Origin of the sequence: Paenibacillus eucommiae (genome assembly GCF_017874215.1) — a bacterium.
GTDB lineage: Bacteria > Bacillota > Bacilli > Paenibacillales > NBRC-103111 > Paenibacillus_AI > Paenibacillus_AI eucommiae.
Genome location: NZ_JAGGLB010000023.1, coordinates 97,045 through 116,839, shown reverse-complemented (window position 1 = coordinate 116,839; position 19,795 = coordinate 97,045). Strand labels below are relative to the sequence as shown.

Sequence of the window (19,795 nt, the reverse complement as noted above, 5' to 3'; positions counted from 1 at the left end):
AAAAAGTAAATAGGTAGGATTCGGAATATTTATATTTCAGATACTTGAAGTTGGTCATCGTTACATTGAGGAAGTAAGGAGGTCGTTGACATAATTGCAAACGAGAATGATTATCATATATAATGTTGGTGGAGCCGATTAGATAACTCGTCTGTTTTGCCAAATAATCGATAGACGTTGCTACCAATAGTAAAGGTTGCGTGAGTCCAATGAATCAGAATGACCATTTGCGATTATGGAAAACTGCCTCCATCCGAGTGTTAGATATACGTTATACCCTGATGAATAAAGGGGAAGAGCTTCGTTCCTACCGCTTGCCGGCAAGCAGTTTTCTCTATTCGGTTCGAGGCAAAGCGCGTGTAATATTGGACGGCAAGATGCATGAACTGGAGCGTTATCATGTGTTACATAGCGGAAGAGGCGGATGTATCGACATCAACCGTGTAGGGGATGAGTTCGAATATTATTTAATTCTCTATAAAGCGAAGATGTCTTTGCCCATTCGTCATACCCTGTTGGAGTTGATGGAAACGAGCAATCCATTTCAAATGCAGTACGTTTTTGCACCATCCTATCCTATCAACTTGCTGGACAAGGTTCAAAAGATGTGCCAGGAATGGAATAAACAGGGGGAACTTGAACACTTCCATGTCAAAGGATTGTTTTATCAATTCGTATACGAGCTTTTGCGACAACAACAGGATTGGGAAATTCGTCACTACAAGCCCGACCTGGTGGACCAAGCCGTTTACTACATAGAGGAGAATTATAACTACCCTATTACATTGCATTCAGTTGCAGAAAAGTTCAATTACAGCATTTCTTATTTGGGTAAGCAGTTTAAGCGAAAGACCGGAAAGAGCCTGATCGACTACGTAATTCAAATAAGAATTCAAAAAGCGCAGAGCATGCTGTTAACGATAGATGCAACGCTGCAAGAGATTGCGGTAAGGGTAGGGTATGAAGATGTATCCTATTTCGTTCGTCTCTTCAAAAAATATAACGGCACCACCCCCAGCCAGTTCAAAATTCAGTATCAGAACAAAAGGCAGGTAGCAGATTATCCTATGATGAGGAGCAAATACTCTAATGATTGGGAATGGTTTTGGTGCTATATTGATAATGAATTTCATTATCATAATAAGAAAGAAGGAGACTTATCGATGGTTAAAGTAACAAAGCCCTCTATGCTAGCGACTCTATGCTTGTGTTTTGCTTTATTGCTTAGCGCTTGTTCAGGAGGGGCGGCAACGACGAATACGGGGGCGACAGAGCAGAGCGGGGCAAGTCAAGTGGTGGCAACGAATCCAATTAGCAACGCTTCCGAGACAAGAATATTTGTGGACGATTTGGGTAGCGAGGTTGAAGTTCCTGCGAATCCTAAACGAGTTGTTGTTGCGACATGGCACTACCCGGGTCACTTTCTGAGTTTAGGGATTACGCCGATTGGCGTTTTTGAGAATGCGAAGGAAAGCAAGTTTATAGGGGATCAAGTTAAGGATGCTGAATTACTGACACAAGAAAGCATTGAGCAAACTTTGGCGCTCAATCCGGATCTCATTGTTACGGATTCGACTAATCCGAATATTGACAAGCTGAAAGAAATTGCACCTACCGTTGTTTTCGATTTAACGAAGCGCACCAATCGCCTTGAAACACTTATCGACATCGGAAAGATTGTAGGCAAGGTTGACGAAGCGAATAAGCAAGTCGAGAATTGGGAGAAACGGCTTGCTAGCACAAAGAAAAGATTTGAAGAATTCGATTCCTCTCAAACCGTGAGTGTCATTGGTGATTACACAAAGGAATTGTATATTTACGGACCGAATTTCGGCCGTGGAACGGAAGTGTTGTATACGTCGCTCGGTTTGAAATACCCGAAAATATTAGAAGATCAGTTGAGTAAAACCGATGTGAGATACGTACAGCTTTCTGAGGAGCTGTTGCCCGATTATCTAGGAGATTACGTATTTATCTCGGGCCCAACAGAGGAAAGAAAGACGATTTTGGACGATCCGCTATATGCAACGTTACCTATCGTTAAGAATAAACGTGTTTATTATATTCATGAACCCTCGTTTTATTTCAGCGATCCAATTTCATTAAATGGGCAACTTGACTTTTTTGAGCGCATTTTGTTAGATGGCGCGAAGGAATAGTGCCTCCAAACCGAAGACATAGCGCCATGCATGGCTATTTTGATCAGGAGGAGGATTCGAGATGCATACGGAATTGTATGATGTAACGATTATCGGTGGTGGCCCGGCGGGACTTTTTTCTGCTTTCTATAGCGGTTTAAGAGGAATGAAGACCAAAATCATCGAGTTTCAGCCTTATTTGGGCGGAAAGGTCAACGTATATCCGGAGAAAATGATTTGGGATGTCGGGGGGCTGATGCCGATTCCCGGGGCTGCGTTGATTGAGCAGATGGTTCAACAAGGGGTGACGTTTGATCCAGATGTCGTATTGGGGGAAAAGGTCACATCGATCAATAAAAATGATGACGGTTTATTTGTCATTCGAACGGCAATGAGTCAAGCCCATTTTTCGAAAACAGTGATTTTAGCGATTGGCGGTGGTATTATAAAGCCGATTAAATTGGAACTGGAAGGTGCGGAGCGATTTGAAGTTGGCAATTTGCATTATGTCGTCAAATCTCTCGAACGTTTTAAGGAAAGAAACGTATTGATTTCCGGCGGTGGGAACTCCGCTGTTGACTGGGCCAACGAATTGGAGCCGATTGCGAAAAAAGTATACTTAACGTACCGGAAAGACATGCTGAAGGGACATGAAGCAGATGTCGCCCGTCTATTCGACAGTTCCGTTGACTGCCTGCTTAATACAACGATTGACAAACTGATTGCCGGGGAGAATCATGATAGCATCGAGAAGGTTGAGTTGGTCAATAACGAAGACGGCACTCGAATTGTGCTTAATGTGGATGATGTGATCATTAACCACGGTTATGAACGGGATAAAGAGCTGACATCAAAAAATAATCTAAATATTAAAATGAAGGACGAGTACTTTATTGACGGCAACCCGATGAGTGAAACATCGGTTCCCGGCCTGTTTGCAGCGGGGGATATTTTACATCATGAAGGAAAGCTTCACTTAATCGCAGGAGCGTTCCAGGACGCGGCCAATGCAGTCAACAAAGCCAAGCAATATATCGAGCCGGGGGCGGAGGAGACAGGAAGAGTTTCTTCTCATAATGAAATATTTAAAGAGAGAAATCAAAAACTGGTTAAACATTTGTATGAACAGCGAACCTAATGGTTGGAATCCATACTTAAGCTCTATCTGTGACCTTCGAGTTCGCTGGAAATTATGGACTAATTAGATGATCAGATCGTTGACTAACATCATCTGGTTGTCTCTTTATGATTTGCTGTTGAAGTGTTTCTCTGCGATCATTATTTTCTTGAAAGCGTTTCAGCCCAGTAGTACAATCATAATAATCCAATTTTGAAAGGAGCCTTATTCGATGACAAATTTGTTTACACCTGTGTCCTTCCCTGAAAACGCTGGCATTCCTTCCTCGGCGGTTCTTCGGTTTCTGGAGAGGATCGACCGGGAGCAGACATGTATGCATGGTTTTCTAGTGTTGCGGGGCGGGCAGATGGCCGCGGAAGGGTACTGGGCGCCGTTCACAGCGGATCGGAAGCACCGTATGTACTCTGTCAGTAAAAGCGTCGTCTCTCTTGCCGTTGGATTACTGATCGATGAAGGGAAGCTGCATTTGGAAGACCGGGCGACAACCTTTTTCAAGGACAAGCTTCCTGAACAGATTCATCCGTACCTTGCACAGACGACGATTCGAGACCTTCTCATGATGTCCACACCTCACAGCTCGAACTCGTATACGCGATATGACCCGGATTGGGCGGCAACCTTTTTCCAGAAGGAACCTTCCCATCCGCCGGGAACGATCTTTGCTTACGACACGGCGGCGACGGTCGTCCTCAACACGGTTGTGGAGCGGATCAGCGGAGTCCCGTTCCTTGAGTATATGCGTCCGCGACTGCTGGACCCCATTGGTTTCTCCCAAGATGCATGGTGCATTCAGACGCCGGAGGGCACGTCTTGGGGCGGGTCGGGGGTTATCTGCACCCTGCGGGATATGGCAAAGCTGGCGAATGTTTGTTTGAACGGCGGACGCTGGGATGGACAGCAGCTGATTTCCGAGACGTATATCCGGGAAGCGACGTCGAAACAAATCGACAACTCGATTAACGACAATAGAGGCTATGGATACCAGATCTGGATGGAGAGGGACGGCGGCTTCTCCTTCCGCGGGATGGGCTCGCAGTTTGCCTTCTGTTATCCGGAGAAAGATTTCATCTTCGCCTGCATTGCGGACACGCAGGGGGGTGGACCGACCGGTACCGGTATTGTCGATGCATTTCATGAGGAGCTGTATCCTTATATCGCGAATGCATCTTTACCGGAAGATCCGGAGACGAGCCGCCGGCTTCAGGAGAAGATTCGCCATCTCCGAGTATTGCCGCAGCGGGGAGCAGTAGACTCTTCCTATGCAAAGGAAATCAGCGGAAAATGGTACCGGATGAATGATAATCAGATGGGAATTTCGCGGATGCGGCTGGTATTCGAAGGGGACGAGGGCATCTGGGAATATGTGAATGCAACGGGGGAGCACAGGCTCCGGTTCGGCATTGGCAAGCTGGCAGAAGAGGCGTTCCCGGAGACGCATTATTTCGGGGAGCGGATCGGCACCCCGGTTGGGAGAGGGTACCAATGCCTGACTTCTGCGGCTTGGGTGGAAGAGCATAAACTGAATTTGCTCGTCTATATCACGGATGACTATTTCGGCACGATGAAGGCGACGTTTACCTTCAAGGGCGGTGATATTTCTGTATTTATGACGAAGGTGGCGGAATTTTTCCTGGACGAGTATGAGGGGTTTGCGGGCGGAACCGCCGAGATAACGGAAACGATTGTCTAAACAGGACTTGATCCGCGCATTATGGATACGGACATTGTCGTCATGAGCGATGTTACGAATCCCCTCTGTGGTGAAAGAGGAGCAGCTGTCGTCTACGGACCTCAGAAAGGTGCCGATTTCGAGATGATCGAACGTCTAGATCGGGGTATGGCTCACTTCGCGGACTGAATATAATAGACGCGGTGGTAAACCCGGTGCATCTTTAGACTGTTGAGAATGAAATGTCTCAGCAGTCTTTTTTTTAATTCCATTATTTCATTTTATGCCCATTTTAGGATTATTACAGGGTTGCGGCTATGGTATAATTGTTTAACATTCACGATCTCAAAATATCAACTGAATGGATGTGATGAGAGTTGAATTTAAACAATCTAAGAAAATATGTGGATCCAGTTATTCTGGACAGAGGACGGGATTATCTAAAGGGCGGCCACGTGCTTTCTATAGAGGAGATAGAAGATTTGGTGTACCGTGCTGAGGTGGAAGGAAGCGAGATTTATGAGGTACACATAGAGCTTGATGAAGAGGGCGAAGTTACATCATCCGAATGTGATTGTCCCTTTGATTTTGGACCTGTCTGCAAGCATCAAGTTGCCGTCCTGCTCAAGCTTCGGGATCATACAGCAGCGCTATCAGAATCTGAAACGAATGAACTGGACACGAATCCGAAAAAAAGCTTGAAGCAGCTGCTGGAAGTTGAGAGTAAAGAGAGCTTAGTTGCCTTACTGCTTTCACTCGCGGCTGATTCCGATGCTGTGGAACATCGAATCAAGCTTTTTACATCGAAAGTCGGTGGGGCCAAAGAGCTGGGAGCATGCAGAAGGCTGATTCGCTCGTACATCAATACTTATGCTGACCATCATGGTTTTGTTAGTTGGAGAAATGTTGACCAGGCAGTCCTAGGAGCAGAAATGGTAGCCAAAAAAGCCATAGAAACAGCAGAGAACGCAGAATGGGTTCGAGCTGTCGAGATTAACTTTTGTGTATTGGAGGAAATGGTAGATTTTCTTCAGGAAACAGATGACTCTAGTGGGACTGTTGGGAGTATCATTAAAGAAAGTCTGGCGCGTGTGGAAGAGATCACCTTGGAAATGGATCAAATATCTCAAATGGACAGGGAAAAGTTGTTCCAACTTCTTCTGCATGAATTGCGACAATCCCGTTATGTCGGATGGCCAGACTGGCAGCTAACCATGCTCGCTAGTGCCTCACACTTGGCGGTAACAGCTGATTTGCGCAAAGAATGGGAGCAGCATGTTTCCCGGATGGTCTCCGAACAAGCAGTAGGAGGTAGCATCAGTGGAGCATACTTTGCTGATCAGATAGCCGCGATGAGGTATGGATTGATTCTAATCCATGAAGATGAGGTGCGGGCCAGTGATTTTCTGAACAGTCATTTGCATATTTCTGGTTTCCGGGAAAAGGCTATTTCAGATGCGTTTCATAACGTTCGTTTTGAAGAGGTTATTCGTCTTTCTGAAGAAGGAGAAGCTCAGGATCGAGCTAAAGGCTTAGCAGGTCTGGTTAAACAATGGAAGAAGCATCGCTACGAAGCGTATTGTCGTTCTGGACAATTGGCATTGCAGCGCAAGCTGGGTGTAGAGCTTGTGCTGGACGGGGAGTACTCGTATTACAACCTGCTAAAGGACACCTATCCGAATAGCGAGTGGCGACCTGTTTATCTGGACATGCTGCAGAAGCTGGAGAAAGATATATGGCCTCGGAGTATACACACACGAATCCTTGTGGAGGAGCAGGAATATTCGCGGCTCTTGGCATATGTCAAGAAGCAGCCTTCGAGAATCGAAGAATTCTACTCCTATTTGAATCGGGATTTTCCTATGGATGTAAAAGAACTGTTCAATATCCATATTGAAACGGAGGCTGACAGATCCACATCAAGGAAACATTATGAAAATGTTTGCAGAATTATCTTGCTTCTTCAACAAGCCGGAGGTAAAGAGGAAGCGTTCCTAATCACTCAGCAGCTACTTGCTAAATATCCTAGAAGGCCGGCTTTTCGGGATGAGTTAATGAAGCTGAAGCATTGAAGCAGCTGATTATCCTGATTTCTAGGTACCGAGTCCTCACTTGCAGCATTTTATGGCGAGATTAGAGGTTGTTGCTTGGGACAGCTCTTTAACTTTGTTATTGAGTAAGGGTAAGGGTTAAGATGACCGCGCTAACGGACATGAGGAGCGTTATTTGTAAGTTGTAGGGTCATTTTTGAATCGTAATGGACATGTGGTACACACTTAAATAGAAATAAAGGGAGATGACAAGTTCCGATGAGCGAATTTAGCGATAGCTTTCATTTAAAGACTTCTAATCAGAATGATGTAATTAGGCTTCTGCAAAGCGCAAAAGTTAAAGGATATATGTACGAGGAAAAGAATGGATGGGTAACGTTCGTTGTTGCTGAGCGCAGCGGAAATATTGAAGATGCTCTGCGTGAAAGTAACCCTGGTGTCCTTATTCATTACATTTATATGGAAGACCATATGTGGGAGTTGAAAATTTTTAACAATGATGAGCTTGTGTTTGATTATGTAGCGGAATGGACGGATGAGCTAGTTATTGAAAAGAATATTTTCGATCTGGATATGCTTGGAGAGCTTATTAGGCAGCAGGGCAATTCAGTTGAGGATTTGGAGCTGCTATTTGACTTGAAGGATGGGAATCTTAACTATGAGGAACCACCTGCCTATGTAATTGCTCAAAAGTTGGGGCTGACATACTTCGAATGGGTTTCTGCGGATAGTATGGAAGATGATGATCTGGAAGACGGCATAATTATGGTGAATAATTAGGAGCGTAGATCTGTGTGTTACTGGCGTAAACATGGATTGCCATGAAGGAACGCATAGATAATACCCTTGAGAAATGTTCAGGAAATGAAACCTTTTCCCCAAAATGATTGTATTGTATTATATGATGGAACATATTCTTTTTAAGGGGGGAGCTCGTTATGGGAGTATTGTCAAGGTTTAGGGATATTATGGCTAGTAACGTTAACGCCCTATTGGATAGAGCTGAGGATCCGGCTAAAACAATTGATGCATATATGCGGAACGTGAACAGTGATCTGGGCAAGGTTAAAGCAGAGACGGCTGCGGTGTTGGCGGACGAAAGCAGAGCGAAGCGGGTACTGGATGAATGCAAAGCTGAGATCGAGAAGCTGCAGCGATATGCCGAGAAGGCAGTGGAGGCCGGTAATGAGGAAGATGCCAGAATGTTTCTGGATAAAAAGGCAGCGGCGGCGGATAAAAAAAGCCAATTGCAAGCCGCTTATGAAACAGCCTCTTCAAACGCTGCAAATATGAAACAAATGCAGGATAAGCTTGTATCAGATATTAGCCAGTTGGAAGCACGGCGTGTCAATCTGAAAGCGAAAATGGCGGCTGTTAAAACACAGCAAAACCTGAACGCCAAAAGCTCTTCTGTAGGCTTCGATGATTCTGTTTTCGATAACATGGAAGAGAAGGCTAATATGGCTTATAATGAAGCAATGGCGATTGCCGAGCTTAGAGCAGAAAAGAAAGACGATCTGGATGAGCTGTTCGCGGAGTTTGAGAAGAGTACAAATTCGGGCGAGAGTGAGAACGGTAGCGTGAATACGAAATCGAATTCAAATACGAATACGAACATGAGCACAGAAGATGAATTGGCGGCAATAAAAGAACAATTAAAAAAGAAAAAATGAAAAATTAAAAATGAAAAAATGACGGTTTCATTGGGGTGAGCAGATGCCGGTTATAGAATACAAGTGTCCGGGCTGCGGCAGCGGCATGGTGTTTGACAGTGAAACAGGTATGTTATCCTGTCACAGCTGCGGAAGAAAAGACAGTATTGAGGACAATCCTGATCCTCTGACGAAACAAATTTTTGTTGAATCTGAAGCGAAGGAGTATCATTGCCAAAGCTGCGGAGCCGTCATTATGACTGAAGAGGAGACGACCGCAACGGTCTGCAGCTTTTGTGGCTCAGCCGTCGTTCTTGGTGATCGGTTGACCGGGAAGCTGGCTCCGGCGACGGTTATTCCTTTTTCCATTAGCAAGGAAGAGGCGATGAAGGCCTTTAAGAAGTGGTGCAGGAAGGGCCGTCTAACGCCTAGCGGGTTCATGACTGCGGACCGGGTCAAGGGAATAACCGGGATGTATGTGCCCTTCTGGCTATATGAGCTGCATAATGGAATTGAGGTTCAAGGCCTTGGCACGAAGGTGAGAACCTATAGAGAAGGCGACTATATATGCACGGAAACGCAGCATTTCGATGTATACCGGAAGCTCCAGGTGAATTATACGAGGGTGCCGATTGATGCTGCAGAGAAAATGAATGATGAGCTGATGGATAAATTGGAGCCTTTTCCTTATGATCAGCTGCAAAGCTTCAAAACGCCTTATCTGGCGGGCTACATTGCGGAGAAGTACAGTTACAGTGATGAGGAGCTGCTGCCGCGGGCCAAAGATAAAATTAGTAAGTTTATTGAATCGTATATTCAATCTACAGTGGCTGGGTATGCGACTGTGAATTTTGCCCATAAGCAAATTGATACCCGATTCGTACATGCCGATTATGCCCTGCTTCCAGTATGGGTCGTACACTATGATTACAATAAACTGGAGCATACATTTGCTATGAATGGCCAGACGGGCAAGGTGGTTGGCAAGCCTCCGATTAGCAAGGCGAAAGTGGCGGTGTGGTTTGCAAGTCTTTCCGGCGTCTCGTTCCTCTCGCTTAAGCTGGTCTCTTGGATGATGGGAGGCGGTTTTTGGTGAAAAAGAAGCAGGCGATCCTGGCAGTTTTATTTTGCTGTGTTGTTGTGTTGGCAGCTTGTATGCAGATAACCTCGGGCGCCGCGGCAGCCACAGAAGTAAAGCGGTTGATTTACGATGAAGCGGGTCTGCTCACTAAGGACGAGTACAATGAGTTGAACAAAATGGCTAATCAATACGGAGCCGAAAGAGAAACGGATATCATCATTTTTACATCCAAGAATGCCGAAAATAAGGAAGTTATGAAAATGACGCAAGACTTCTACGATGAGCGTGCTCCTGGATATGACAAACCTTATGGCAATGCAGTCATTTTGACGATGGATATGAAAAATAGAGAGTTGTATCTCGCCGGTTTTTATAAAGCGAAGGAATATCTGGATGACAGCAGGCTAGACAAGATACGTGATAAGATCAGCTCGGATTTAACGAACGGCGATTACCGGCTTGCATTTGAAACTTATATTCTGACAGCGCATAAATATATGGGATTCCGCCCAGGAGTGAACCCCGATAATATATTGTTTAATGGCTGGTTTCAATTGGTGGTTTCACTAGCTATCGGGGGTGTTATCGTGGGGACCATGGCTTACAATTCCGGTGGCCGTGTTACGATACATCGGCAGACCTACGAGGATAACAGCACTTCAGGTATTCTGCAGCATCGGGACCAGTTTCTGCGAACTACTGTCACGAGAAGGAAAATCGAAAAGAACAATGGCGGCGGATCGGGCGGAGGCGGAGGCACTACCGGAGGCGGTCATTCGCATAGCGGCAGCAAAGGATCATTCTAAGTGAAGGGATGGATGGAGCATGGTATTTTTTAAAAATCAATTTGCGAATGTTGTGGAATGGGAAGAATTCAGGGATGATATGATTTTTTGGAAGTGGAACAACCGGGAGATTAAAAAAGGGAGCAAATTAATTATCCGCTCCGGTCAAGACGCGATCTTTGTAAATAACGGCAAGATTGAAGGGGTTTTCGAGGATGAAGGGGATTATAGCATTGATTCTGAAATCATCCCTTTTTTATCCACACTGAAAGGCTTTAAGTTTGGCTTTAACAGCGGTATGCGGGTGGAAGTTTTATTCGTCAATACCAAGGAGTTTACGGTCAAGTGGGGAACGCAAAATCCGGTTCTGATCCCTACTCCTCTGCTGCCAGGCGGCATGCCTATTCGCGCTAACGGCACGTTTAATTTCAAAGTAAATGATTACGTGACGCTCATTGACAAGATTGCCGGGATGAAAGACAGTTATCTGGTTGAGGATGTTAAAATCCGGATTACGTCCATATTGGATCAGTTGTTAATGAAGTGGATCAGCAGAGAAGGGAAGGACATGTTTAACCTGCAGGCGAATGCTTTTGATATTGCCAAGGGGATTCGTGAAGACCTGGATATGCAGGTGCTCGGCAACGGGATGACGATTACAGGCTTTAACGTGATGAGCTTCAACTACCCGCAAGAAATTCAAAATATGATTACGAAGACGGCTTCCCATGAAATGATTGGCAATCTGTCCAAGTATCAGCAGGTTTCTATGACGGACGGAATTGCCTCGGGCAATGTAAAAGGCGGCGGCGCGGCTTCCGACATGGCAGGCATGATGATGGGAATGAACATGGCGAATGAAATGATGAAAAATATGAACCAGAACCAAAAGCCCGCGGCTGAAGGCCAAGCTACACCTGCTGCATCTGCCGCTTCGTCTTCTCCTGAAGGCGGCAAAAAGCCTAACTTCTGCCCGAACTGCGGCGCGAAAAATGAAGGGGCTAATTTCTGTCCGCAATGCGGCCAGAAACTGAACGTGTGACGAGGATATCATTATTGGCCGTCACCGGGATTGGAGACACGAAGGTTAAACCTATCGCCTATTTGCAGGCAGTAGGTTTTTTTTTGTTCCTTGGAACAGACGATTTTAAATCGGAACCCAACACTTTTTCTTTCTCAAACGTTATACATACGTAAGGTAAAGGGGATTGAAAAGATGTTAGCAGGGATTGGAGATGTACATGATGATCGAAGATATGTACAACTTGCACAAAGCGGAGTTGGAACGTTTCGCCCGATCCATTGCGGGGAACGAGAAGGAAGCAGAGGATTTGCTTCAGGAGACGTTCCTGCGGGCGATTCATCACTGGAACATGCTACAGACGCTGACGAACCATAGTCGCCGCGCTTGGCTGTTCAAAGTCATGAGGAACCTTCTTTATGACCTTAGGAGAAGAGATCGGTTTGTAACTTCGATTCCTGAAGGACTTGATGCCGTGAACGAAGTTGATTTTGTGTCAGGCTTGGAAATGGAAAGGTTACTGCAGAATCTTCCGCCAAAGCTCCACGATATCGTTCACAAGCGATTCATCCTCGGTATGAATAGTAAACAGATCGCCGACATTCTAGGTATCCCTCATGCCACTGTAAGATATCGATTGCATACGGCCTTGAAACTGCTGAAGAAGGTATACAATAATAATTGGGAGGATTGGAATACATGAGTACAATTTTTCAAAACATCAACGTGTTGGACATTACTACTGCATCCGAGGGAGCCTTTGACGATGTGAGCAAGCTGGAAAACGTCAATTTCCTTCTTTATAGTAAAGCTACTTCCAGCTTACTTGCAAAGGTGACGCAACAAAATGTTAATGTCCGGGCAGAATTGCCCGAAAGCTGTGCATTGATCCATGCCAATGGCCGGTACGAGATTACTTCGTTAAATAACGACATACCTTTGTTCATCATGGTAAATGGAACGATTGTCATTCGACATGATGTCACTGCAGAAGCTCTGGAGAAAAATATCGCTGGTATCCTCATCAACGGCAGTATTTTTTGCCCGGATCAGATGAAGGGGATCGTTCAACAGAAGGTTGTTTCTCTAAATGGACGACTTGTATCTTACATGGATGGTGCGGAACTGGTAAATGAAAATATCCGAATAGACAAGACCTACCTCCAAGCACTTAAGGCAGGCTCTAGAATTTCTTTTACAGGAAAAGTCTTTATGCTTGATGAAGTTGATACTAACTTGCTTAACGAAAAGCTGGACACTATCGAGTTCATGGACAAACTCGTGATTCGTGAGGAACTGCTATCCGCAATCTCTGGCAAAATCGTTAATGCTCATAAAGCAAGCATCATGGCCGTGTCCAAAGACACCTATTATGTCGAGGACAATCTAATGCTGAATGAAGGTGTGCTAAGTAGGATCCAAAAGAAGCGTATTCATGCCACGGGAGTAATTCTGATTGAGAGTGATATCAAGCCCGCGATGTTCGCCGAATGGGTCGATAACCTCCATTCTGATAAGTTGATTGTATGCAGGGATGAAATGAAGCAAGAAGTGCTAAGTAAGACTGCTGATCCCTCTGTAGTGGTAAGTGGTTATACCGGAAAACTGAAGGTTGTGGAGGGCGATTATAAGCTAACCGCTGCTGAGCTTAAGTACACGAAAGAGGAGCTTGTCTTTGTCGTTCATGGGGAACTGGACATTGCATCCGATATCGATCCCCAACAACTTTTTGATTCAATAACTGGTATCTTTAATTACGGTATCATTAACGGAAGCGGCGAGCAATACGGAGTCATTCAAAGCAAGCTACTCATTAATGAAGGAGCTGTTAGTGACCGGGACCATATAGAAGAATATAAAAATGATCCGTCCGCTTCAGAAGACCATGTCGGTGACAGGTATATAAGCAATGCAAATTATTTGAAATTATAGGGCATTCCAGTGCAACAATCAGTTGTTGATCCCTGTCTATCAGCCAACCCAAAGAAAAGGACACTTTAAGCGGTGTCCTTTTCTTTGGGTTGACGAACCTTGGAGGTTCAATCCGGTCAGGGGAGTGAAACTAATTGCGAGGAATAAGATATGGCGCCAAACCAGCTGCAATAACTCGATGTCCCCGATCATTGGGATGGATGGGCAGAAAGCCGCTCAATGCATCTTCAATCTTTCCTTTGCGATATCCATAGATGAGATCCGCTTGTTTTCCTTCAAACCAAGTATGAGCGGGAGCGATATTTGCACCGTAACATTGGGCGATTTCTATCGTCAGGCGGTTTAATCCGTCTATCCCTTCAACCGAAAGGGGGCTATTCGGAAATGGATTGTATTGCGTGCAGCAAATAATTCGGGCATGGCTTCCTTTTTTTATTTGAGCTAGAATGCCACGTAAATTTCGCTTATAATTGGCTGCAAATTGTTTTGCAGGCAATGGTTGTTGGTTTCTAAGTGAAAGCAGTGCCGCATTCGCTAAATCTATGCCTCCGATCCATATAGAAACAACCGCAGCATGCCTAATCACGGATGCTCCCCGCCATATGACAGCATCTAATAGATCACAGCTGCTCCAACCAGGACGAGCCAAAACATATCCAGTCACTCTACGGGAGCATGAATTTAAAGCGGATACGGTTAATTGGGGATACGCATTTGCCCAAGAAGAGGCATTTTCCCCAAATGTAATGGAATCCCCAAGAGCAGTATAGATCATAGGAATATCACCAACCCAACGATCGAATTTTTGCTTGCTTGTATATGCTCAACTGTCTCTTAGAGATATAATATGGCGATCATGTACAGGTTGTGTGGACATTAACAACTGATGATTTTATTGATCTGTATGGAGCGTGTCGTGTGGCTTGTCTTCTCATTTATTTTAGACGCCTTAACATTTAAGCTTTTTTGGCTATGCCTGGTGTGCCCCCATTAATGTTTCAATAATTTTTTTCTGTTTCATCTACAAAACGACTATCTATACTATTATGCCAACTTGCTGCCATCAGCTTATTTTGGGATCTATCCGTACAATTGTACTTATCTCAGAAAAAGCAATCTGGTACATAAGACTCCAACTTTCATCCATATACCATCCATATACCATCCATATACCATCCATATGCCAACTAAACACCATCTAAACACCATCTAAACACCATCTACTCACCTTCTATATACTTCCCCATTGATAACCCGGACAAAAGAAGAAGGCGAGAAAAAAAGCGCCATGACGGCGCGAGGCCACTGAAGAACATATCTGAAATCAAACAGGGTTTTTATGGTAGAGAACTGATTTTGGCAATCGCCAATCTCAACAATTGTCTATATACTTAGATTAGCTTAAACATCGGGGAGTTGATGGAATTGTGGACAAGACTTAAACTTAACAACACACCTATTTTCACCAAAGTTATCATTATTTTTTTGATTATCGTTATGCCTTTGTTTACATTGAGCCTGGTGCTAAATGAACTGGGCAAGCGGGAGGTGAAGAGCCAGATATCTCATTCCATCTCAACAACCATTCATTATTATTTTGTCAATCTGGAGAAGGAGATCGAACGGGTCATCCGGGCGCAGAAGACTTTTGTTAATGATGAAGACCTGTTGAAGCTGAGCAGTGTAAATTCGATTCTGTCTGCTTACCAGCGGACCAAAGCAATTAATGATTTGACTGGTAAGCTCATTGCCCTCAAAGATTCCAGCAGCTACATTAAGAATATCACGATTTATATCGAATCGTTGGGGGGCGTGGTGACCACTTCTCACTTGATGGATCAACCAGGCATTAAGGAAGAGATGGAAGCGATATCACTCGCTACCTATTCGAAAGGTATTCCCATAACGCCATGGAATGATCGTTTGTATCTTAATTTAACCTATCCTACGTTTTTGTTGAACAAGGATAACGACAGGAAGTCGCCTGTTTTTATTCAAAATATTGAATTATCTGAAGAGGCTTTGGTGAGCGCGTTGACGTCCTTCCCTCAAGAGGGAGGAGCCTTGCTTTTTAATGCGAATTGGAGCCTTTCCAATCATCGTTATACGGAAGCACTTGAACCGGTGAGGAAGTTTGTAGAACATCGCAAAGGACCATCATTTTCTATGGAGCAAGTGAAGGTCGGCAAAGAGAATTATATGGTGGTAATTGATTCTTCCGCTTTTCTAGATGCGACGCTGGTGTTTTATTTCCCCGAGAATCTGATTGTTGGCCAGCTCAAGACGTACGGCACCTGGTTTTGGCTGCTTGTGGGCAGTTCTTTGATTATCGTCATCCTGTTCGCGTATGGCATCTATCTGTTGATTCAACGACCGCTGCAAATGCTTGTACGCCGGTTCAGAAATGTGGAGGAGGGTAACTTCAATGCCGTCCAGATGCCATTGCGCGCGGATGAGTTCGGCTACCTGTTCACTCGCTTCGATCATACCATCAAGCGGCTGCGAACGTTGATCGATGAGCTTTATGTACAGAAGATCAGGCTGCAGCAATCCGAGCTGAAGCAGCTTCAGATGCAGATTGCACCACATTTTCTGTACAATAGCTTCTATATGTTACATCGGCTTATTAAGCATGACGACAATCGTACTGCTGAACTGGTATCGAAAAACTTGGGTGATTATTTTCAATTTATTACCCGTAACAGGCTGGAAGAAGTCGCGCTTAAAGATGAGGTGAACCATGTCCGTTCCTATGTAGTGATTCAAAATATCCGCTTTTCGAATCGAATTGAGGTTACTTTTGCTGATTTACCCCGGGGTTGCGAAGATATTAAAATCCCGCGTTTAATTTTGCAGCCGTTAGTTGAGAACGCATATGAGCATGGACTTGGCGAAACGGTTGCAGGCGGGCAATTGCAAATCGGATTTGAACATGAACCTGGCAAATTGTATTTTATTGTGAAGGATAACGGGGCCGGCATGGCGGAGCCGGAGCTTCAGATGTTGTCCCGCCAGCTGGATGGCCTGGAAGAGGGGGAGACGACAGGACTCGTTAACATCCAGCGCCGATTGAAGCTTAGATATGCTGACCGTGGCGGGCTTGAAGTGCTGAATGGCGAAGAGAAGGGTCTAATAGTCCGTATTTGCATCCCTACCGATTACAATCACGAAGGAGACTAACATGTATCGCGTACTTATTGTTGATGATGAGCCGTTTATTGTAAATAATATCTTTCAGCTGCTTGCTGAAGAGTCACAGTTGGAGCTGGAAACCTACCGTGCATACAATGTTTATGAAGCGCTTGATTGCCTGGCCCATAATCGAATCGATATTGTCATCTCGGATATCCGTATGCCGGGTATGAGTGGCATTGAACTGCATGAGCGGATTATACACAGCTGGCCGATGTGCAAAGTCATCTTTCTCACAGGCTTTAATGAATTCGACTATGCCCGCAAGGCGATTCGCATGGGAGGCGTGGTTGATTATGTGCTCAAAAATGAAGATGACCATGTATTGCTCGCCGCAGTAGAAAAAGCCTTTGTCGAATTGGGTAAGCTCGAGCAGCAGGTGAATCAGGATATACAAGCAAGAACGAAGCTGCACCTGGCTATGCCGGCGTTTCAAAAGAGCACCTTGCTGGAACTGATATCGGAACCGGTGGCCCCTGTTAAAGAACGTGCACGAAAGCTGGCCGAATCCGATATTCCAATTTTGCCGGACAAGCCTGTTTTCCTTGTTGTCGGGAGTATGGATGGTTGGGATGAGGGAATGAACGAAGCCGGGAGAATGCTGCTTCTCTATGCCTGCCAGAATATTGCCTCGGAGTATTTAAAGCCAACTTGCATTCAACTATCCTTTACCCTGGAAGCTTATAAGCTTGTTTGGTTTATTCAGCCTGGAGGGCTGCTGGATGGGGAGACGCGAGATGCCCAGCAGGAGCAGCGTGCCTGGCAGCATCTGAAGACAAGAGTGTATTCGATTATGGAAACCGTCCAGCAAACCTGTATGAAGCTATTAAAGCATCCCGTATCCTTCGTAATCGCGAGAGAGCCCTATGGCTGGGAGCAAATTGGAACCCGGATGAAATTACTATCGGACTTGCTTGACCAGTATACCGGCAATGGACAGGAAATGCTGATCCAGGATTCAGACAAGCCATCATCTTCCTACGAGCTGGCCGACGGGGAATACACGGAACGTCTCATCCCGTTTATTCATCACTATGTGACCACTCATCTGGATGGTGATTTGAGCTTAACCACGCTGGCCACTCTGGTCCATCATAGCCCAACCTATCTGTCCCGATTGTACAGGCGGACGACTGGAACGATGTTATCGGACTATATTACAAATGAACGGATGAAGAAGGCGAAGGAACTGCTTTCAGAAACCGGCATGAAGATTCAAGAGATCGCCATAACGGCAGGCTATGAGGCTGCATCCCAGTTCAACCGTTCGTTCAAGCGCATCTTCCAGATTACCCCGCAAGAGTACCGGGAGCGTTCGGTGATCGAGAGAGAACTGAAGAGGGCAACAAACGCAAAGAAAGACAAGGATCGTCGATAGTATGCGAGAAGGCGATATTTTATAATTGGGGATGTAAGTAAATATGAATAGGGGGCTGAGATATGAAAGGCAAGGCGGCAAAATCGTTACTGCTATCCATGCTGGTCTGTGTGCTCGTGTTAACTGCAGCATGCAGCAGTCAAGGCAATGGGAAAAATACGAACGAAGGTGTGACCCCTTCGGACAATGGAGCCAACGGGAATGAAAAGGTGGAAGAAGCCGCTAACTATGATCCACTTGGCAAAATCGATCCACCCATTGAAGTGACCGCAATTCGGGCTGTAAATTCCAATTTGAAATTTGAAAATGGAGAAACTATCGAAGACAATGCCTGGACAAAGCTGTATGAAAATGAGTTTGGCATTAAAATAAAATATTTGTGGATTGCTGATCCATCCCAATATGAACAAAAGTTCAATATCGCGATGGCATCAAGTAAACTGGCTGACATCATGCCAGTCAATGGCATTCAATTCAATCAGTTGGTTGAAGCAGACCAACTGGAAGATTTGACCGGAGCATTGGAAAATTACGGAACACCGAAAATGAAAGAGCTGCTCATGAAAGACGGCGGGCTCGGCATCGAGTCGGCGACTTTTGACGGAAAGCTGCTAGGGTTGCCCGTTAATCCAGGCTCATTCGACACTGCACCGCTCTTGTGGATACGCACGGACTGGCTGGAAAAAGTAGGCTTGCCTGAACCGAAAACGATGGACGATGTGTTCAAAATCGCGGAAGCGTTTGTGACACAAGATCCGGATGGCAACAATAAAAAGGATACACATGGGCTGGGAGCGGCCAAAGATTTCTATGGTCTGGAGCCAGGACTTGAAGGGTTCTTCAATGGCTACCATGCCTATCCAAAAAGCTGGGTGGAAGATGAATCCGGACAGCTCGTATACGGTAGCATTCGACCCGAGATGAAGCAGGCGCTTGCCAAGCTGCAAGAAATGTATGCCAATGGCCATATTGACCGTGAGTTCGGCGTGAAGGATAAAGAGAAATTTATTCAAACCGTAAATTCCGGAAAATTAGGCATGTTCTATGGTGCCGATTGGTCACCGTTGTTGTTTCTCGATGGTAAGGAACTGGATGAGAAGATGGATTGGAAACCATTTCACTTGCCTTCGATAGATAATGCCCCGGCTCGTCCGCAAACGGAGTACAATATAGACCAATATTATGTAGTACGCAAAGGTATGAAGCACCCCGAAGCGGCGGTCAAGCTGCTTAATGCTGCAAGCCATGACTGGGATCGGAACAAATATCCGCTTACGGATATGAACCGCAATGGAGATGCAGAGAAGTGGCAGTATGCTTTGCTGCAAGCCGCCAACCCGATACAGAATGTAGAGACCTATGAATATGTAACCAAAGCGTTGGAAAAACAGGATGAATCGTTGCTCAACTTAACAAGCAACCCCGGACAGGCAAGCTTCTATAAGGGCATTAATGATTTCAACAATGGGGATAAAAGTGGCTGGGGCTTTAAGCGATTCTTTGATGCGATCTCAGTTTTATATGACTATCATACGAAGGATCAATTCAAGATGACCTCATTTATTTCCGGACCGACACCGACAATGGTGGAGAAAGAAGCAACCTTGTTAAAGATGGAGTTGGAAGTATTTACAAAGATCGTCATGGGGGAATCCTCCATCGATGCTTTTGATGAGTTTGTCGTCAATTGGAAAAACCTTGGCGGAGATAAGATTACCGCGGAAGTCGCGAAATGGAAAGCCAGCAAGTAAGGAGATA

General features: G+C 45.2%; 15 protein-coding genes and 1 pseudogene. 15 read left to right on the top strand and 1 reads right to left on the bottom strand.

What is annotated here, in order from left to right; genetic code table 11:
* Window positions 1-209 precede the first annotated feature (209 nt).
* From J2Z66_RS27680 to J2Z66_RS27625, 12 genes and pseudogenes are all read left to right on the top strand, one after another.
* A complete protein-coding gene (locus J2Z66_RS27680; RefSeq protein WP_209975987.1) occupies window positions 210-2,159 on the top strand; it encodes an AraC family transcriptional regulator in 1,950 nt (649 codons plus the stop codon).
* Window positions 2,160-2,220: 61 nt separating this feature from the next.
* Window positions 2,221-3,276 carry an NAD(P)/FAD-dependent oxidoreductase gene (locus J2Z66_RS27675; RefSeq protein ID WP_209975986.1) on the top strand — a complete coding sequence of 352 codons (1,056 nt, stop codon included), beginning with the start codon at window positions 2,221-2,223 and terminating at the stop codon, window positions 3,274-3,276.
* A 211-nt stretch (window positions 3,277-3,487) separates the two neighbouring features.
* The gene (locus J2Z66_RS27670; RefSeq protein WP_209975985.1) at window positions 3,488-4,966 is read left to right on the top strand and encodes a serine hydrolase domain-containing protein; all 1,479 of its coding nucleotides are present in this window, start codon (window positions 3,488-3,490) and stop codon (window positions 4,964-4,966) included.
* Between the two features lie 15 nt (window positions 4,967-4,981).
* Window positions 4,982-5,134: pseudogene (locus J2Z66_RS27665) on the top strand (glycerate kinase); the annotation flags it as partial.
* Between the two features lie 188 nt (window positions 5,135-5,322).
* Window positions 5,323-7,017, top strand: coding sequence for an SWIM zinc finger family protein (locus tag J2Z66_RS27660; protein WP_209975983.1), 1,695 nt, complete (start codon window positions 5,323-5,325; stop codon window positions 7,015-7,017).
* Between the two features lie 237 nt (window positions 7,018-7,254).
* Complete coding sequence (locus J2Z66_RS27655; protein WP_209975982.1) at window positions 7,255-7,776, top strand: hypothetical protein; 522 nt, start codon at window positions 7,255-7,257, stop codon at window positions 7,774-7,776.
* A gap of 158 nt (window positions 7,777-7,934) precedes the next feature.
* Complete coding sequence (locus J2Z66_RS27650; RefSeq protein WP_209975981.1) at window positions 7,935-8,669, top strand: PspA/IM30 family protein; 735 nt, start codon at window positions 7,935-7,937, stop codon at window positions 8,667-8,669.
* Between the two features lie 43 nt (window positions 8,670-8,712).
* Window positions 8,713-9,744: a TFIIB-type zinc ribbon-containing protein gene (locus J2Z66_RS27645; protein WP_209975980.1), complete on the top strand. Its 1,032-nt coding sequence runs from the start codon at window positions 8,713-8,715 to the stop codon at window positions 9,742-9,744.
* Complete coding sequence (locus J2Z66_RS27640; RefSeq protein ID WP_209975979.1) at window positions 9,741-10,535, top strand: TPM domain-containing protein; 795 nt, start codon at window positions 9,741-9,743, stop codon at window positions 10,533-10,535. Before J2Z66_RS27645 ends, J2Z66_RS27640 begins: the two co-directional genes overlap by 4 nt.
* 19 nt (window positions 10,536-10,554) lie before the next feature.
* Window positions 10,555-11,556, top strand: coding sequence for an SPFH domain-containing protein (locus J2Z66_RS27635; protein WP_209975978.1), 1,002 nt, complete (start codon window positions 10,555-10,557; stop codon window positions 11,554-11,556).
* A 193-nt stretch (window positions 11,557-11,749) separates the two neighbouring features.
* Entirely contained in the window at window positions 11,750-12,238 is a 489-nt protein-coding gene (locus J2Z66_RS27630; RefSeq protein WP_209975977.1) for an RNA polymerase sigma factor, read from the top strand.
* The gene (locus J2Z66_RS27625; RefSeq protein ID WP_209975976.1) at window positions 12,235-13,467 is read left to right on the top strand and encodes a hypothetical protein; all 1,233 of its coding nucleotides are present in this window, start codon (window positions 12,235-12,237) and stop codon (window positions 13,465-13,467) included. The genes J2Z66_RS27630 and J2Z66_RS27625 overlap by 4 nt, the downstream gene beginning before the upstream one ends.
* Window positions 13,468-13,597: 130 nt before the next feature.
* Here J2Z66_RS27625 and J2Z66_RS27620 read toward each other — a convergent pair whose 3' ends face one another.
* Complete coding sequence (locus J2Z66_RS27620) at window positions 13,598-14,242, bottom strand: SGNH/GDSL hydrolase family protein (protein ID WP_209975975.1); 645 nt, start codon at window positions 14,240-14,242, stop codon at window positions 13,598-13,600.
* Window positions 14,243-14,892: 650 nt separating this feature from the next.
* On the opposite strand from J2Z66_RS27620, the gene J2Z66_RS27615 reads away from it, so the two are divergent.
* The 3 genes from J2Z66_RS27615 (at window position 14,893) to J2Z66_RS27605 (ending at window position 19,788) form a co-directional block, all read left to right on the top strand.
* Entirely contained in the window at window positions 14,893-16,647 is a 1,755-nt protein-coding gene (locus J2Z66_RS27615) for a sensor histidine kinase (protein WP_209975974.1), read from the top strand.
* A gap of 1 nt (window position 16,648) precedes the next feature.
* Window positions 16,649-18,037 (top strand): response regulator transcription factor, encoded by a 1,389-nt coding sequence (locus J2Z66_RS27610; RefSeq protein ID WP_209975973.1) that lies wholly within the window; start codon window positions 16,649-16,651, stop codon window positions 18,035-18,037.
* Window positions 18,038-18,099: 62 nt separating this feature from the next.
* The gene (locus tag J2Z66_RS27605) at window positions 18,100-19,788 is read left to right on the top strand and encodes an extracellular solute-binding protein (protein WP_209975972.1); all 1,689 of its coding nucleotides are present in this window, start codon (window positions 18,100-18,102) and stop codon (window positions 19,786-19,788) included.
* Window positions 19,789-19,795 lie beyond the last annotated feature (7 nt).

What these genes read in the sequence shown, in the direction of transcription:
- J2Z66_RS27680 (WP_209975987.1), top strand. Translation starts at nt 210, where the DNA reads ATGAATCAGAATGACCATTTGCGATTATGGAAAACTGCCTCCATCCGA.
- J2Z66_RS27675 (WP_209975986.1), top strand. Translation starts at nt 2,221, where the DNA reads ATGCATACGGAATTGTATGATGTAACGATTATCGGTGGTGGCCCGGCG.
- J2Z66_RS27670 (WP_209975985.1), top strand. Translation starts at nt 3,488, where the DNA reads ATGACAAATTTGTTTACACCTGTGTCCTTCCCTGAAAACGCTGGCATT.
- J2Z66_RS27655 (WP_209975982.1), top strand. Translation starts at nt 7,255, where the DNA reads ATGAGCGAATTTAGCGATAGCTTTCATTTAAAGACTTCTAATCAGAAT.
- J2Z66_RS27650 (WP_209975981.1), top strand. Translation starts at nt 7,935, where the DNA reads ATGGGAGTATTGTCAAGGTTTAGGGATATTATGGCTAGTAACGTTAAC.
- J2Z66_RS27645 (WP_209975980.1), top strand. Translation starts at nt 8,713, where the DNA reads ATGCCGGTTATAGAATACAAGTGTCCGGGCTGCGGCAGCGGCATGGTG.
- J2Z66_RS27635 (WP_209975978.1), top strand. Translation starts at nt 10,555, where the DNA reads ATGGTATTTTTTAAAAATCAATTTGCGAATGTTGTGGAATGGGAAGAA.
- J2Z66_RS27630 (WP_209975977.1), top strand. Translation starts at nt 11,750, where the DNA reads ATGTACATGATGATCGAAGATATGTACAACTTGCACAAAGCGGAGTTG.
- J2Z66_RS27625 (WP_209975976.1), top strand. Translation starts at nt 12,235, where the DNA reads ATGAGTACAATTTTTCAAAACATCAACGTGTTGGACATTACTACTGCA.
- J2Z66_RS27620 (WP_209975975.1), bottom strand. Translation starts at nt 14,242, where the DNA reads ATGATCTATACTGCTCTTGGGGATTCCATTACATTTGGGGAAAATGCC.
- J2Z66_RS27610 (WP_209975973.1), top strand. Translation starts at nt 16,649, where the DNA reads ATGTATCGCGTACTTATTGTTGATGATGAGCCGTTTATTGTAAATAAT.
- J2Z66_RS27605 (WP_209975972.1), top strand. Translation starts at nt 18,100, where the DNA reads ATGAAAGGCAAGGCGGCAAAATCGTTACTGCTATCCATGCTGGTCTGT.